This window comes from Bacteriovorax sp. HI3 (assembly GCF_059738875.1).
Window position 1 is genome coordinate 2,922,194 of sequence record NZ_AP026946.1, and the last position, 13,062, is coordinate 2,935,255.

The 13,062-nt window shown below is 42.3% G+C and carries 12 protein-coding genes; 5 read left to right on the forward strand and 7 right to left on the reverse strand.

Annotated elements, in window-relative coordinates; genetic code table 11:
* Positions 1–119 precede the first annotated feature (119 nt).
* From AC6JA8_RS14405 to AC6JA8_RS14420, 4 genes are read left to right on the forward strand one after another with little or no spacing between them, the layout of a single operon-like run.
* Positions 120–1,121 carry a BMP family lipoprotein gene (locus tag AC6JA8_RS14405; protein ID WP_497974427.1) on the forward strand — a complete coding sequence of 334 codons (1,002 nt, stop codon included), beginning with the start codon at positions 120–122 and terminating at the stop codon, positions 1,119–1,121.
* Complete coding sequence (locus AC6JA8_RS14410) at positions 1,121–2,656, forward strand: ABC transporter ATP-binding protein (RefSeq protein WP_497974428.1); 1,536 nt, start codon at positions 1,121–1,123, stop codon at positions 2,654–2,656. Before AC6JA8_RS14405 ends, AC6JA8_RS14410 begins: the two co-directional genes overlap by 1 nt.
* Positions 2,653–3,732 (forward strand): ABC transporter permease, encoded by a 1,080-nt coding sequence (locus AC6JA8_RS14415; protein WP_497974429.1) that lies wholly within the window; start codon positions 2,653–2,655, stop codon positions 3,730–3,732. The genes AC6JA8_RS14410 and AC6JA8_RS14415 overlap by 4 nt, the downstream gene beginning before the upstream one ends.
* Complete coding sequence (locus AC6JA8_RS14420; protein ID WP_497974430.1) at positions 3,732–4,601, forward strand: ABC transporter permease; 870 nt, start codon at positions 3,732–3,734, stop codon at positions 4,599–4,601. Before AC6JA8_RS14415 ends, AC6JA8_RS14420 begins: the two co-directional genes overlap by 1 nt.
* Here AC6JA8_RS14420 and AC6JA8_RS14425 read toward each other — a convergent pair whose 3' ends face one another.
* The 6 genes from AC6JA8_RS14425 to AC6JA8_RS14450 all read right to left on the reverse strand — a co-directional run bounded on the left by AC6JA8_RS14425 (position 4,602) and on the right by AC6JA8_RS14450 (position 10,973).
* Positions 4,602–5,909 carry a sensor histidine kinase gene (locus AC6JA8_RS14425; protein ID WP_497974431.1) on the reverse strand — a complete coding sequence of 436 codons (1,308 nt, stop codon included), beginning with the start codon at positions 5,907–5,909 and terminating at the stop codon, positions 4,602–4,604.
* Positions 5,910–5,912: 3 nt separating this feature from the next.
* Positions 5,913–7,244, reverse strand: coding sequence for a metallopeptidase TldD-related protein (locus AC6JA8_RS14430; RefSeq protein WP_497974432.1), 1,332 nt, complete (start codon positions 7,242–7,244; stop codon positions 5,913–5,915).
* On the reverse strand, positions 7,244–8,674 hold the full coding sequence (locus AC6JA8_RS14435; RefSeq protein WP_497974433.1) for a TldD/PmbA family protein: 1,431 nt from the start codon (positions 8,672–8,674) through the stop codon (positions 7,244–7,246). Before AC6JA8_RS14435 ends, AC6JA8_RS14430 begins: the two co-directional genes overlap by 1 nt.
* Positions 8,674–9,483: an SDR family NAD(P)-dependent oxidoreductase gene (locus tag AC6JA8_RS14440; protein WP_497974434.1), complete on the reverse strand. Its 810-nt coding sequence runs from the start codon at positions 9,481–9,483 to the stop codon at positions 8,674–8,676. The genes AC6JA8_RS14435 and AC6JA8_RS14440 overlap by 1 nt, the downstream gene beginning before the upstream one ends.
* A 70-nt stretch (positions 9,484–9,553) precedes the next feature.
* Positions 9,554–10,243 carry a hypothetical protein gene (locus tag AC6JA8_RS14445; protein ID WP_497974435.1) on the reverse strand — a complete coding sequence of 230 codons (690 nt, stop codon included), beginning with the start codon at positions 10,241–10,243 and terminating at the stop codon, positions 9,554–9,556.
* A gap of 157 nt (positions 10,244–10,400) precedes the next feature.
* Positions 10,401–10,973: an energy transducer TonB gene (locus AC6JA8_RS14450; RefSeq protein WP_497974436.1), complete on the reverse strand. Its 573-nt coding sequence runs from the start codon at positions 10,971–10,973 to the stop codon at positions 10,401–10,403.
* Positions 10,974–11,011: 38 nt separating this feature from the next.
* On the opposite strand from AC6JA8_RS14450, the gene AC6JA8_RS14455 reads away from it, so the two are divergent.
* Positions 11,012–11,668, forward strand: a complete 657-nt coding sequence (locus tag AC6JA8_RS14455) for a lysophospholipid acyltransferase family protein (RefSeq protein ID WP_497974437.1) — start codon at positions 11,012–11,014, stop codon at positions 11,666–11,668.
* Here AC6JA8_RS14455 and AC6JA8_RS14460 read toward each other — a convergent pair.
* Positions 11,665–13,029 carry a cytochrome P450 gene (locus AC6JA8_RS14460; RefSeq protein WP_497974438.1) on the reverse strand — a complete coding sequence of 455 codons (1,365 nt, stop codon included), beginning with the start codon at positions 13,027–13,029 and terminating at the stop codon, positions 11,665–11,667. The genes AC6JA8_RS14455 and AC6JA8_RS14460 overlap by 4 nt on opposite strands.
* Between the last annotated feature and the right edge of the window lie 33 nt (positions 13,030–13,062).

Genomic DNA, 13,062 nt, shown 5'->3' on the forward strand with positions numbered 1-13,062 from the left:
AGTGCAAACTTATTAAAACAAAGGGTGAAAGGAGTGTAAATCTTTCTACCAATATTCATTGATAAGTGCTAAAAGTGTCTAACTTAAAAAGTTATACGGTCAATATTGAAGAGGGTTTCATGAGAATTAAAAATGTCGTTTTCTCACTTGTCTTACTTTGTTCACTAAACACAGTTAACGCTGCGCCACTTAAGGTTGGTATGGTCACCGATGTCGGGGGCGTAAACGACCAATCTTTCAACCAATCTGCTTGGGAAGGCCTACAAAAAACAAAAAAAGAACTGGGAATTAAAGTAAGTTACCAGGAATCTAAACAAGATGCGGACTATCCTGCGAACCTAGAAACTCTTTACGATGCAAAAAATGACCTGATCTGGGGTATCGGTTTTAAAATGGCCGACGCCATCCTCATTGCGGCCAAGCAAAACCCTAAACAAAAGTATGCCGTTATCGATTACTCTTACGGAGCTAAAACTCCAGCGAACGTAATCGGTGTTATGTTCAAAGTTGAAGAAGGATCTTTCCTTGCTGGTTACATCGCTGCCAAAATGAGCAAGTCTGGAACTATCGGATTCATCGGTGGAATGAGTGTTCCTATCATCCACAGCTTCCAATACGGATTTAAGGCCGGAGCGAAATTCGCCAACAAAAAAATTAACATCATCGAGCAATTTGCTGAGTCTTTCACTGATGCTGCTAAAGGAAAAGCGATCGCTAACCAAATGATCGGAAAAGGTGCTGATGTTGTCTTCCACGCTGCTGGTGCAGTTGGTGACGGGGTTATCGAAGCCGCTAAAGAAAAAAATAAAATGGCCGTTGGTGTTGACCGCGACCAAAACTACCTTGCTCCAAAGAACGTTATCACTTCAAGCATGAAGAGAGTTGATTCAGCGATCTTCAACGTTGTTGCTGATTTAAATAAAGGGACATTCAAAGGTGGAACGACTATCGAGTACGGTCTAAAAGACGGTGCTGTTGATATCGCTCCGACAACTTCTAAAATGGTTCCAGCTGTTCTTCTGGAAGAAGTCGCTAAAATCAAAAAACAAATCATCGATGGAAAAATCAAAGTTCCAGCGACTGAAAAGAACTTCGTAAGCTTTGCCAAGACTGTTAAATAATGCTGGCACTAGAGCTTAAGAACCTCACAAAAAGTTTTGGGGACTGTATCTCCTATCGCAATATGTACCTCTCGGTGGAAACCGGCGAGGTACACGCTATTCTCGGAGAAAACGGTGCCGGTAAATCAACGTTGATGAAAACCATCTACGGCGAACACCAACCTGATCCGGGTGAAGGCGAAATGTTCGTGCGCGGGCAAAAGATTAAAATCGAATCCCCTGCTCATGCCATCGCTTTGGGAATTGGAATGGTTCACCAGCACTTCCGACTGGTCCGCCCTTTTACTATTCTTCAAAACATCATTCTTGGGATTGAGCCAAAAAATTTCCTGGGCATGATTGATTATAAAACGGCCCGCAAGAAAATCGAAGAAATCATCAATACCTATAGCTTCGATTTAGACCTCGATCAAAAAATTGAAAACGTCAGTGTCGGGACTCAACAAAGAGTTGAGATCATCAAAACACTTTATAGAAATGCAGAGATCATCATCCTCGATGAACCAACTGCCGTTTTAACTCCTCAGGAGATTAAAGATTTTTACCGTATCATTAAAAATCTTAAGGCCCAGGGAAAAACGATCATTATCATCACTCACAAACTTCACGAGATTAAAGAAATCGCCGATCGCTGTACGATCATCAGGAAAGGCGCTTACATTGAAACTGTGGATGTAAAAGTAACGAGCGAAGAAGAACTCGCTTCTAAAATGGTTGGAAGAAAAGTCGACCTAAAGGTTCCCAAGACAGATGCCATCCCAACTGATGAGATCGTCTTCTCCATTGAAAACCTAAATGTAGTCAACACGAAAAACTTCCCAGTGGTTTCAAACTTTAGTTTTAAACTTCGCCGTGGGGAGATTACTGGTCTTGCCGGAATCGACGGCAACGGACAAAGTGAACTGGTCGAAGCTTTAACCGGGCTTCGCAAAATTCAAAGTGGAAAAGTCATTATCAACGGTGAAGACATCACCGGGCTTAGCCCTAAAAAAATCTATCATAAAAAACTTGGGACTATTCCAGAAGACCGCCAGCGCGTGGGACTGGTTATGGATTTCAAAGTAAAAGAAAACTGTGTGCTTCAACGTATTGATGAAAAACCATTTTCAAACTGGGGTTTTATTGTCGGCAGTGAGCTCACTCGTTTTTCCAATGAACTGATTGCCCGCTTCGATATCAGACCAGCTGACTGCGAAGCAAAAGCCGTTAACCTTTCAGGTGGTAACCAGCAAAAGATCATCCTGGCCCGTGAAATCGTTCACAACCCGGATGTCCTGATTGCTTTTCAGCCAACCAGAGGTCTGGACGTTGGAGCGATTGAATACGTTCATCTTGAATTGATTAAACTAAGAGACGCTGGCAAAGCGGTTCTTCTGATTTCTTATGAGCTTGATGAAATCATCAACCTTTCTGACCGCATTGGTGTTATCCACAAAGGAAAACTGTGGGCAGAGGTTTCAGGTGAGAAGATTAAAAACAATCCACACTTAAAAGAAGACATCGGACTTTATATGGCAGGAGGAAAACCTGTATGAAAAATTTTATCATCAGTATCCTTTCAGTTGTCTTAGGTCTCTTGGTTGGTGGGCTTGTTTTAAAACTATCGGGCATCTCACCTCTTGAAGCTTATCAGGTTATGTGGGAAGGCGCTTTCTCACGGCCAAACTATATTTCATACATCATTATCCGTTCAACTCCATTAATCCTCACTGGTCTTTCTGTGGCGTTTGCTTTCAGAACAGGACTCTTTAATATCGGCGCTGAAGGACAATTTGTCATTGGGGCCTTAGCGGCCACTTATTTTGGTTACCACTTTGATTTTTCACCATGGATTCAAGTTCCCCTGGTGATGATGCTCGCAACAATGGCGGCTTCGCTTTATGGCGGGATTAGTGGATTTTTAAAAGCGCGCTTTGGTGTGCATGAGGTTCTCTCAACTATCATGCTTAACTGGATTGCTCTTTATCTCTCAAACTACGCCGTCTTCATTCCAGGCTTCAGACGCCCGGATACTGAAACGACAGAGTTCATTAAAGACTCAAGCAGCATCGGGATTTTAGATAAATGGAAAATGAGTGATGCGGGAATGGAATGGTTAGCCAACCATGAGTTCTGGCATTCTTTCATGAGACCACCTGTTAATGCCGGTATTTTCATCGCGCTTATTTGTGTGGTCTTAGTTTGGGTTATTCTGAATAAAACTGCTTTCGGATATAAACTTAAGGCCGTGGGTTTTAGCCCGAACGCTGCTGAATACGCCGGAATTAGTACAAAATTAAAAGTCACTCAATCGATGATGATTGCCGGAGCTCTTTCAGGGCTTGCAGGTGCCACTCACGTGATGGGTGTTTCAAAAAACGTTGCCGTTCTTGCTGCTCATGAAGGATATGGTTTTGACGGGATCGCCGTGGCCTTAATCGGGTCAAACCATCCGGTGGGTGTTCTTTTTTCTGGATTTTTCCTGGGGGCCTTAAAGTACTCAGGACAAAAAATCCAATCGACACTTGAAGCTCCTTCAGAAGTTATCGGCATTATGATTGGTGCGATTATTTTCTTTATTGCGATTCCAAGCATCTTTAACTTTGTGACTAAAGCGTGGAGGAAAAACTAATGAGTGATCTTCTGTTTCTTTTTTCAACAACGTTAATGTATTCGACTCCGCTCATTTTTACGGCCTTAGGTGGTGTGCTTTCTGAGAAATCAGGAGTCATCAACATCGGTCTTGAAGGAATGATGACCTTTGGAGCTTTTGCCGCTTCATGGGTAGCGATCACAACTGGAAACCCTTGGATGGGTCTTCTTGCCGGGGGAATCGCTGGATTGCTTCTAAGCATTCTGCATGCTGTGGCTTCCATTCGTTTCCAGGCCAATCAGGTTGTTTCAGGAATGGCGATTAACTTCTTAGGAAGTGGTCTGGCCGTTTTCTTCTGCCGCATTTTCTTTGATGGAACAAGCATGACTCCACCACTTGATCTGGAAAAAAAGATTCCGGTGATCTTTGGCCAGTACTCGACAGTTTACCTGGCGTTTTTAGCGACAGCACTCATCTGGTTTATTTTTAATAAAACGACATTGGGACTAAGACTTATTAGTGCAGGTGAACATCCGAAGGCCGCGGGTGCAGCAGGGATTAAAGTTTCTCTCTACCGCTACATCGGAGTGCTTTCTTCTGGTCTTCTTGCGGGAATCGGCGGGGGAAGTCTTTCAATCGCGATCGTATCCAATTTCCGCCCGACACTTATTTCCGGGCAAGGATTCATTGCTCTAGCGGCAATGATCTTCGGAAAATGGAATCCGGTAGGAACTTTATTTGCGTGCCTATTTTTTGGGTTTTCTCAGGCGCTGGTGGTTTACATCGGTGGACGTCCTGAAATCCAGATTTCTTCACAGCTCTTGGCGACTCTGCCATACATTCTGACTCTTATTGTACTAGTGGGTCTAATGAAGAAAACAACAGCACCAAGTGCTCTTGGAAAATAATTAAGAAATCGGAAAAAGAAGTTTAAAGCGCGTGCCAGATGGACCTTCACTGGCCGTGCGGGTTTCAAAAGAAATTTTCCCTCCAAGCCTATCCACACAACCTTTGACAATCGGAAGACCAAAACCTGTTCCGATTTCACCATCTGTTCCCATTGATGAACGCGAAAGATTGGCCTCAAACACCGTCTCGCGCATATCAGAAGGAATGCCCAAACCACTATCTTCGATAATAAACTGAATAAAATTTTCTACACGTGAAACACGCAATCTAATTTCGTTACCTCGCTCAGAGAACTTCACTGCATTGGAAAGTAAATTACCTAAGATCTGATGTAAAAGAAGGCTTTTACTCGAAGAAAATGAATACACTTCACTTCCGGCCGACCAATGAAATTTTAAGTTCTTATGCTCAAACTTCTCGGAGAAAATGTCTTTTAATTCCAAAATCAATTCGCGGATAATGACTTCACTGTAGGTGATTTCTTTTTTCCCCATTTCCGTTAAACGCAGCTCTTTAATCGAATCTGTTATTTCCATGACTCTCTCTGAAGCTTTCAGGGCCTTCGTGGTCGCGCTCAGCTGAGCTTCATTTAAAGGAGATTTCACCAGCTGATTAAGCTTTACGATAATAACCGAAAGAGGAGTTGAGATATCATGACTTAATATATTCACCAGATTTTGTGTTCTCTGTTTAGCTGCTTCCAGCATGCTGGCATTTTGTTCCACTAAAAAGATATGAACCCAAATAACGATTGAAGCAATAAAAATCCAGCCAAAAAGAATCAAAGACTGTGCAACAACAAGCCCCATCTCTGAAATCATAAACGGAAATTTATGCCCGCTTAGTTTTAGCACCATGAAAACACCAATAGACAATGTCGTGATCATTGCCCAAAGGCTCGCCCCTTTTCTTCCGGCCATTACTCCTGCAAGCATCGGCAAGATTCCCAGCCAGATTAAAACATTGCTGTCAAAACCACCGGTGAAATAGGCAAAAGTCATCTGGTGGACGATTCCTGCGCCAATCATGACGTTGGTGTTAAACATGTAATTGTTATTTTTTAAATAAAGAAATGGAGAAAGAAGATGAATAGTGCTGGCGATAATCCCCACAATTCCTGGGACCGGATTTGAAATGGTAAAACAAGCAACAAAGGCGTACGACCACATAAGCACACCTGTAGTCAACATCGACACCAGGTGTGCGTGAATATATCTTTCAGAAATATCTTTCTTCTTGATTCTTTCATGAGCAATCAACTCATAAAAACTCAGGTAAAAATCAAGGACGTACTTTTTTAAACCCATACCTTATAAAGTAAATTTAAAATTTGAAAGCAGAAGCCCCGGAGTTCTTGTTCCACCGACGTCGCGCTGGAAGTATGAACCTGTCGAAGGACTAATCTCAGAGAAGTTCGTGATTCTCTCAAGAGCGTCTCCAAACATTGAGTAATAACTTTCATCAAAACGCAAATCTTCAATCGGACTGGCGATCTCCCCATTTTCTACCCAGAAACAAGCGTATCTTGTCATTCCGGTTACACGAGCTGTCTCACGGTCAGACCAGTTTAGATAGTGAAGGTCAGAAAGATAAAGACCTGTGCCCAGTTCTTTATAGATATCATCACGTGATAAATCACCTGTTGAAATGACTGGAGATCTCATCGATTCCCAATCAGAAGCGAAGTTTGATTCAAGTTTATATTCATTGGCGGTTCTGGTTGAAACCAGGAAGTTTTTGAACTCACCTTTTTCAATCAGCATCAGCTCTGCCGGGCTCACCTCTCCAGCGTCGTTAAAACGTGGAGCAAGACCAAGTGAATAGTCTTCTTTTAGTGTAAACATTGGAGACATTTTTTTCTTTGTCTGCCACAGGTCTTTTAAAGAACCATTCCCCTGCTGGTGAGCAGACATCGAAACGCCTCCCCATGAAAGAGTCCCTAGCAGTTCGTTGACTGCAGAAGGAGCAAGGTAGACGCGGTAATCACCACGCGCGACTTTCTTTGAATCGCGGTTCATTAATGAGAGTTTATGTTCAGCATCTTTAATATTACGTTTTAGTTCAGTGCTATCCCAGTCTGAACCAGCATAAAGCGACTTCACTGCTTTTTGTTTGTCATTATAAAGCGAGTAATCCAGGTAGAAGTTTCTTGTCTTAAACCAGTGGAACTGTCCTTCTGAGTTAATAGTCGCTCGAACAACATCTCCACTTGAGAAAACTCCCGCCAAGTCAACGTTACCGGCGATATCTAAAACCTGCCCCATCATGTCTTCATTTTTTGGAAGCTGATTTAAGTTTTCTTCTTTAGTCACTCCGTAAAATTTTGGACGAACTAAATAAGGATCTTCCGGCAAGGCCGCAATCCATTCGCGAGATTGGTTTAATTTTTTAAGAGCTAAAGTCACGTCGCTTTCATTTGCTCTAAAAGGCATATTGAAAGTCAGGACCTTGTTTCCTTTAACAAAAACAAAATCAATAAAGGCCTGCTGAAGATTAGTCACCTGGCGCACTTTTGCTTTTGATAGTCTCGAGAAAAGTGTTTCTTCTCCCGTGAAGTTTAATGTTAATGCTTCATCACTTTTTAGGTCGTTGAAAATTTGCTTGGCAAAAATTTCTAAATATGAGGATTCAAGAGCTTTCATTATTTCCCTCCTCCAAAAACTTCGATGTTAGTAAACAGACACACTGGACTTGCGTGCCCTACGAAGATCACCTGATTCGGCTCTCCCTTTCCACAGTTTCCAAGTCCACCAACTTCGAATGTTGATTTGTCCCCTACCATTTTTAACTGATTCCAAAATGGAGCCGTGATCCCACGGTAATTAGGGTTCTTCACTAGCTTAGTTAATTTTCCATCTTCAATCAGACGGCCGTACTCACAACCAAACTGAAATTTATTGCGGTAGTCATCAATAGACCACGATCTGTTGGTTTGCATGAAAATCCCACGCTTCACAGACTTAATCATCTCTTCAAGTGACGATGTTCCCGGCTCAAGGTTAACGTTGGCCATACGGTCAATCGGCGCTCTATTCCACGACGTTGCTCTCTGGCTTGCTACTCCAGGAAGATTCAATCTCTTTTGAGATTCTAAACTTCCTAGTCCTCTTAAAAGAACTCCATCTTTAATCAGGAATTCGCGAGTCGCTTTGTTTCCGATATCGTCAGCAAAGTAACTTGCAAATTGCCCGTGAACAGTTGGATCAAAAGTCACGTTCATTAAAGGTGAGCCGTATTTTAATGTTCCAAAGTCAGCAGGTTTTACAAAGCTCCATCCAGCGTAATTTCTCTCATCCCCCAGGATGCGGTCAAGCTCTAATGGGTGACCGATACTTTCGTGGATCTGAAGATATAATTGATCTGGAGCTAAAAGCAGGTCCATCGTTTCAGTTGGGCACTCTTCTGCATTTAAAAGCTCAAGCGCTTCGTCTGCAATTCTCTTAGCATGAGTGAGAAGTCTTTCTTTGTTCCAGTTTTCCATTCCCAGCTGAGTGCTTTGGTCATCACCAAAACTTCTTCTCTGGTTGCCTAGCTCGCTTGAGGCCACAGCACTCATCGCTACCGCTGAGCGGTTGATGTTTTGCTTAATGTCCGCGCCATTAGTTGCCACAAAGTGAGTTTGCATGTCACTGACTTGCATATAAGCACTTCTATTGATGATGTGATCGTGCACTTTCATCGTCTTTGAGATTTCCATTAAAAGCTCTGTGGCTTCTTTTGGGTCAAAACTCTCCAGTCCTTTTTTACCTGGACTGTTGTATTCACCAACAGTCGCAGGGCGCTCATCAAGCGTGAACTTTGAAAGACTGAAACGGCTTGCTTCAAGAGCAGCATTTTTAGCTTTTAGTGCGCACTCTCTGATATCTTCCAGTTCAAATGAGTTTGTTGCTCCGTAAGCAAACTGACCATTCATCATCACTTCAACCATGAGTCCATGGTCTTCAGATGTGCTTAGTCCTTCAAAAACTTCATTGCGGACACTCATAGATAGGTTTTTAGTGTGAACTTCACGAAGCGAAATATAATCCGCTTTTAAGTCCGAAAGATTTTTTAAAATCTCTTGTAGTTTCATTAAGCTCTCCCTTTCCAGTGAGTCATACTCGTCGAGACTCCCAGAAGTTTATTAACAAATGTAAAAATCTTAAGAGGTAAAATCCCCTTTAATAAGTCCACCCACTTCACCACGAAAGGCTCCTTGATAAAGGCGCAGTCTTTCTCAATTCCATGAATGATTTTTTCAACGATAACTTCCGGCTTAAGCCATGGAAGAAGCACTGGAGCTTTGACTCCGGCAAACATCCCCGTGCTGATATAACTCGGACACACAGTTGTCACGTGAACATTTTCAATTCCTCTCTCCAAAAGTTCCAGGCGAAGCGATTCCGAGAAACCAATCACCGCCCACTTTGAAGAAGCATAAGTCGTTCCATAAGGAAGACCGATAAAACCTGAAGCACTCGCCAAGTTGACGATATTAGCATCTTTGCTTTTTCTTAAGTCATCAAAGAACAAATGAGTCATGGCCACCAGACCATCGACATTCACTCGGTATGTGGCCAGGTGCTTTTCCAGGGAAAGTTTTTCAAATTCTCCACCAAAGACAACTCCGGCATTGTTAACCAGGACATCAAGTCCTAGACCTAAAGCAGAGATATCACTTTTTAATTTTTTAAGACTCTCAAGGTTTGAGACATCTGCAAAAAAGGCATGGGCCTTACCGCCACTTGACTTAATCGAGCTCACTACAGTTTGAGCAGCTTCAAGATTCATATCGACGACAAAAACCACGGCACCTCTTTTGGCCAGTTTTTCGGCCATGAGCTTTCCAATTCCGGAAGCTGCACCTGTGATAAGAACTTTTTTGTTTTCAAAATTTTTCATCAAAACTTGATCTCTTTGAAAAAAAAAGGCGAGACTTAGTCTCGCCTTTTTGTGATCCCTGATAAAGGAATTATGGGTTTAGTAATTGCATTGTCCCTGTACCATCAACATAGAAGCTCTCTGAATTTCTCATTTCGTTTAAAAGCCCTTTGGCCTTGTATGAAATTTGAATAATCGCAGAGGCCACTGGGTTTTCTTCGCTACCAACGTTTGCCACGTTTACTAACTCAGAAGTTGCATCGAAGTTAAATCCCCAAGCTGCATAGACCTGACTGGCCTGAACCTTAAGACTTGTAATGTATTTTCCATTTCCTTTGTACGAGCCATTGTATTGGAAGAAAACTGTATAGGTAAATCCAATAACTTCACTTCCGTATAGGTTTTTGTAAGAGACGCGGTAGCTGACAGCTTTAGGTGCTGACCAGTTGGCCATCTGGTAAAGCTCAGTCTTAGCTGCACTTCCTTCAATGTGCGGAAGAACGCTTAAAGAAGGAATCAGACCATTCGTTGTAATAACTGGTCTTCCCGCTTCGATGATCGGCCAGATTTTTTTACCGATAGCAATCAGACCATCAAGGTACATTGCCACTTCATCAATTGGGTTTGTGGGAACTTTTGGAAGCTCGACAGTTGCTTTGTCATCCGGAGTTTCTACTTCATGAACTTCTACACTTGAGATCACAAGAGCTGGATCTACTTCCTGCGCGAAAGAAACAGTGCTTAGTAACAAAAAGCTCGCAATGAAAAACGACTTAAACATTGAGTACCTCCCCTAGAATTTGGTGCGTGCAATATCTCTGCTGGAAAACTATTTGTCTAATAAATCTTTTGTTAAGAAAGAGCTGTAAGAAGAAGTTAATTCTTCCTAGGGTGACGCACAAAGTCTCATACTGATAAATAACTGAAATCTAGTTTCATTATCCGCGAAGTTTAAAAACGATGTTCTTCTCTACGGCGTAAGGGTAGCCCTTCTTCTGGAATCTCCACTTTTTCGTGGCCTCTAAAGCGGCCCGATCTAGGATGTCATGGCCGCTACTTTCAAGAATAGCGGTGTTTTCGGGAAGGCCTTCTGAGGAAACATTCACTCGAAGTTTAACCTGACCTTCAAGACTTCTTTTCACGGCCAATCTTGGATAATCCGGCTCGCTAAAACTAGTGACTGATTCATTAAAACCTGGACCTGGACCTGATCCAGGGCCCTGAGCACTTCCTTGGGCCTCACTTGTTGTGGCCGAAGCTCCAATTGAAGCGGCAGCTGCAGAAGCACTCTCTTGACCAAGAGCAATCGCCTTTTTTGTTTTCACACCTGTTGCTTTTTTCACGTCAGGTTGATCAGGAAAAAGCCTTGATCCACCACCTGAAGAAGTAAATTGAATATCTATCAGGTTGCGCTCGCGCCAGGAATCCTTACTCAAGAATAAACCCGATAAGAGCAGGACGATAATATGAACTCCCACCGCCAGAATGATGGAATAAGTTATTTTTGGCATGGAGGATTGATACCAATATTGTGCTAAACTGTAAAACAATGATGAAACGTTACCTGAAGTACACCATTCACTTTGTTCTTTTTAAGATTGTTTTAAAAAACTTTCTTCGTTTATTTGTTGGAATCTCATTCCCGCACTCAAAAAATTTTCCGCAATATGAACAGTGTATTTTTGTGGCCAATCACAACAGCCACCTCGATACCGCGGCCTTTTTATCTATGGTGCCGATGAAACATCACTTGGACTCTCACCCGATTGCCGCCAATGATTATTTCGGCAAAAGCCCTTGGGCCAGAAGCTTCTTTGAATTTTTCTTTAATACAATTCTTATTGAGCGAAAAGGACTTAAGAACTTTGAAAAGTCGATGGATGCGATTAATTTAGCTCTCTCTCAAAAGAAATCGATTCTCCTTTTTCCTGAAGGCTCTCGCGGGGTTCCTGAAGTGATGGGGCAATTTAAAAATGGGATTGCCTATATTTTAAAGACTCACCCAAATGTTCCTTTTGTTCCGATCTATATGCAAGGATTAGGAAAGGCCATGCCTAAAGGGGATTCTGTGATTATTCCCCACGACTCTAAAGTCATCGTGGGGCAACCGATCTTAATTCCTAACGTCTCTGAACTTTCGATGTCCCAAATCACGGCGATTGTCAGACAAAGTGTTCTCGACTTAGAAAACGCAGAAAACACTTAACGCTTAATAAGTTTTCCCTTCACTGCTGTCTGTGGTCTCAATGAAACTTGCGCATTCATTTCAATATGCAAGTTAGGTTCAAGCGCTTCTATCTTAAATTTCGACAGCACTTTTAAAAACATCGTCGCCATTTCTAAGTTGGCGAGTCTTTCCCCCATGCACACTCTTTGTCCTGCTCCGTAAGGAATAAAGGTCAAGGGTTTTGGCTCCTGTAGAAAGCGATAAGGGTTAAACTCTTCTGGTTTCTCCCAATAATCCGGGTGGTGTTGAATCAGGTATGGAGAAATCGAAATCAAGTCTCCCGGGAAAACTTTCTCACCATGAATCTGATCTTCGCTGACGGCCAGGCGGCCAAATGACCATGCGGGCGGGCGCATGCGCAGAACTTCATTTAAAAAGAGATTCACGTTTTTATAATTTTTTACTTCTTCTTCACTTTCAATTTTAAAATCATGTTCCTTCAACTCGGCATAAATTTTATCCTGCCAATCTGGATACTTCATTAAAAAGTAAAAGCCCCACATCATCACGTTAGCCGATGTTTCATGCCCGGCGAAGATCATAGTCTTAACTTGTGAGAGGATTTTTTTATCGCTAAATTTTTCCGATGAATCTAAAAGAGCATGGATAAAATTCCCCTGCGCTCCGGTGCGCGGCTTTTCTTTTTCGCGGATGATAACCTTTTCAATTTCTTCATCCAGAATTTTTAAAGCGAGAGTGAACTCAGTATCCTCTTTTTTCACCTTCGGGGTTTTAAAAGGAAAGATTCTCGTCATCTTCTTTTCTGTCAGGTCAATGAGCTCCGAGAGCTTCTGGCTGATGATATTAAAACTTTCTTCCAGTCGTTCATTAAGTAAGCTCCTGCCAATAACATGAAGAGCGTAACGGGTTGACCAGTAACTGAAATTCACTTCTTTTTCGTCAACTGCCCCTACCAGACTCTCGACCAATTGATCAGATTCTTCGTTAATCAAACCAAAATAATGATCGAATTTGCTCGGGTTAAAGATTGGCTGGATAACTCTTCTTCCTCGCCTCCATTCTTCTCCAACATCGGTGAAAACTCCCTGGCCTAAAACTTCGGCCACACGCTGATAACCAGGAGTGTTTTTAGGGTAGTTCTTGGCATTTTCAAAGAAAACGTGCTTGAGTCCTGCTGGGTCATTAACCAAAAGAGTTCTCTTTTTCCCAATAAACATAATGAGAAAATCTCCATGGTCAAGAAAGCTCTTGTACATAAAATCCAGCCTGCCCTTTCTCAAACTCAGAGCATGCCCGGTGATAAAACCAAAAAATGGGTCGCGGGCAGGAGTGAAGGCCTTCTTTGATTCGTTTTTTAAATCAGGCAATTTTTTATCCATAAAACACAATCCTGAATCTCGTTTATACTTAAA

Excerpts from the sequence above, each read along its gene's own strand:
- AC6JA8_RS14405 (WP_497974427.1), top strand. The coding sequence starts at position 120 with ATGAGAATTAAAAATGTCGTTTTCTCACTTGTCTTACTTTGTTCACTA.
- AC6JA8_RS14410 (WP_497974428.1), top strand. The coding sequence starts at position 1,121 with ATGCTGGCACTAGAGCTTAAGAACCTCACAAAAAGTTTTGGGGACTGT.
- AC6JA8_RS14415 (WP_497974429.1), top strand. The coding sequence starts at position 2,653 with ATGAAAAATTTTATCATCAGTATCCTTTCAGTTGTCTTAGGTCTCTTG.
- AC6JA8_RS14420 (WP_497974430.1), top strand. The coding sequence starts at position 3,732 with ATGAGTGATCTTCTGTTTCTTTTTTCAACAACGTTAATGTATTCGACT.
- AC6JA8_RS14425 (WP_497974431.1), bottom strand. The coding sequence starts at position 5,909 with ATGGGTTTAAAAAAGTACGTCCTTGATTTTTACCTGAGTTTTTATGAG.
- AC6JA8_RS14430 (WP_497974432.1), bottom strand. The coding sequence starts at position 7,244 with ATGAAAGCTCTTGAATCCTCATATTTAGAAATTTTTGCCAAGCAAATT.
- AC6JA8_RS14435 (WP_497974433.1), bottom strand. The coding sequence starts at position 8,674 with ATGAAACTACAAGAGATTTTAAAAAATCTTTCGGACTTAAAAGCGGAT.
- AC6JA8_RS14440 (WP_497974434.1), bottom strand. The coding sequence starts at position 9,483 with ATGAAAAATTTTGAAAACAAAAAAGTTCTTATCACAGGTGCAGCTTCC.
- AC6JA8_RS14445 (WP_497974435.1), bottom strand. The coding sequence starts at position 10,243 with ATGTTTAAGTCGTTTTTCATTGCGAGCTTTTTGTTACTAAGCACTGTT.
- AC6JA8_RS14450 (WP_497974436.1), bottom strand. The coding sequence starts at position 10,973 with ATGCCAAAAATAACTTATTCCATCATTCTGGCGGTGGGAGTTCATATT.
- AC6JA8_RS14455 (WP_497974437.1), top strand. The coding sequence starts at position 11,012 with ATGATGAAACGTTACCTGAAGTACACCATTCACTTTGTTCTTTTTAAG.
- AC6JA8_RS14460 (WP_497974438.1), bottom strand. The coding sequence starts at position 13,029 with ATGGATAAAAAATTGCCTGATTTAAAAAACGAATCAAAGAAGGCCTTC.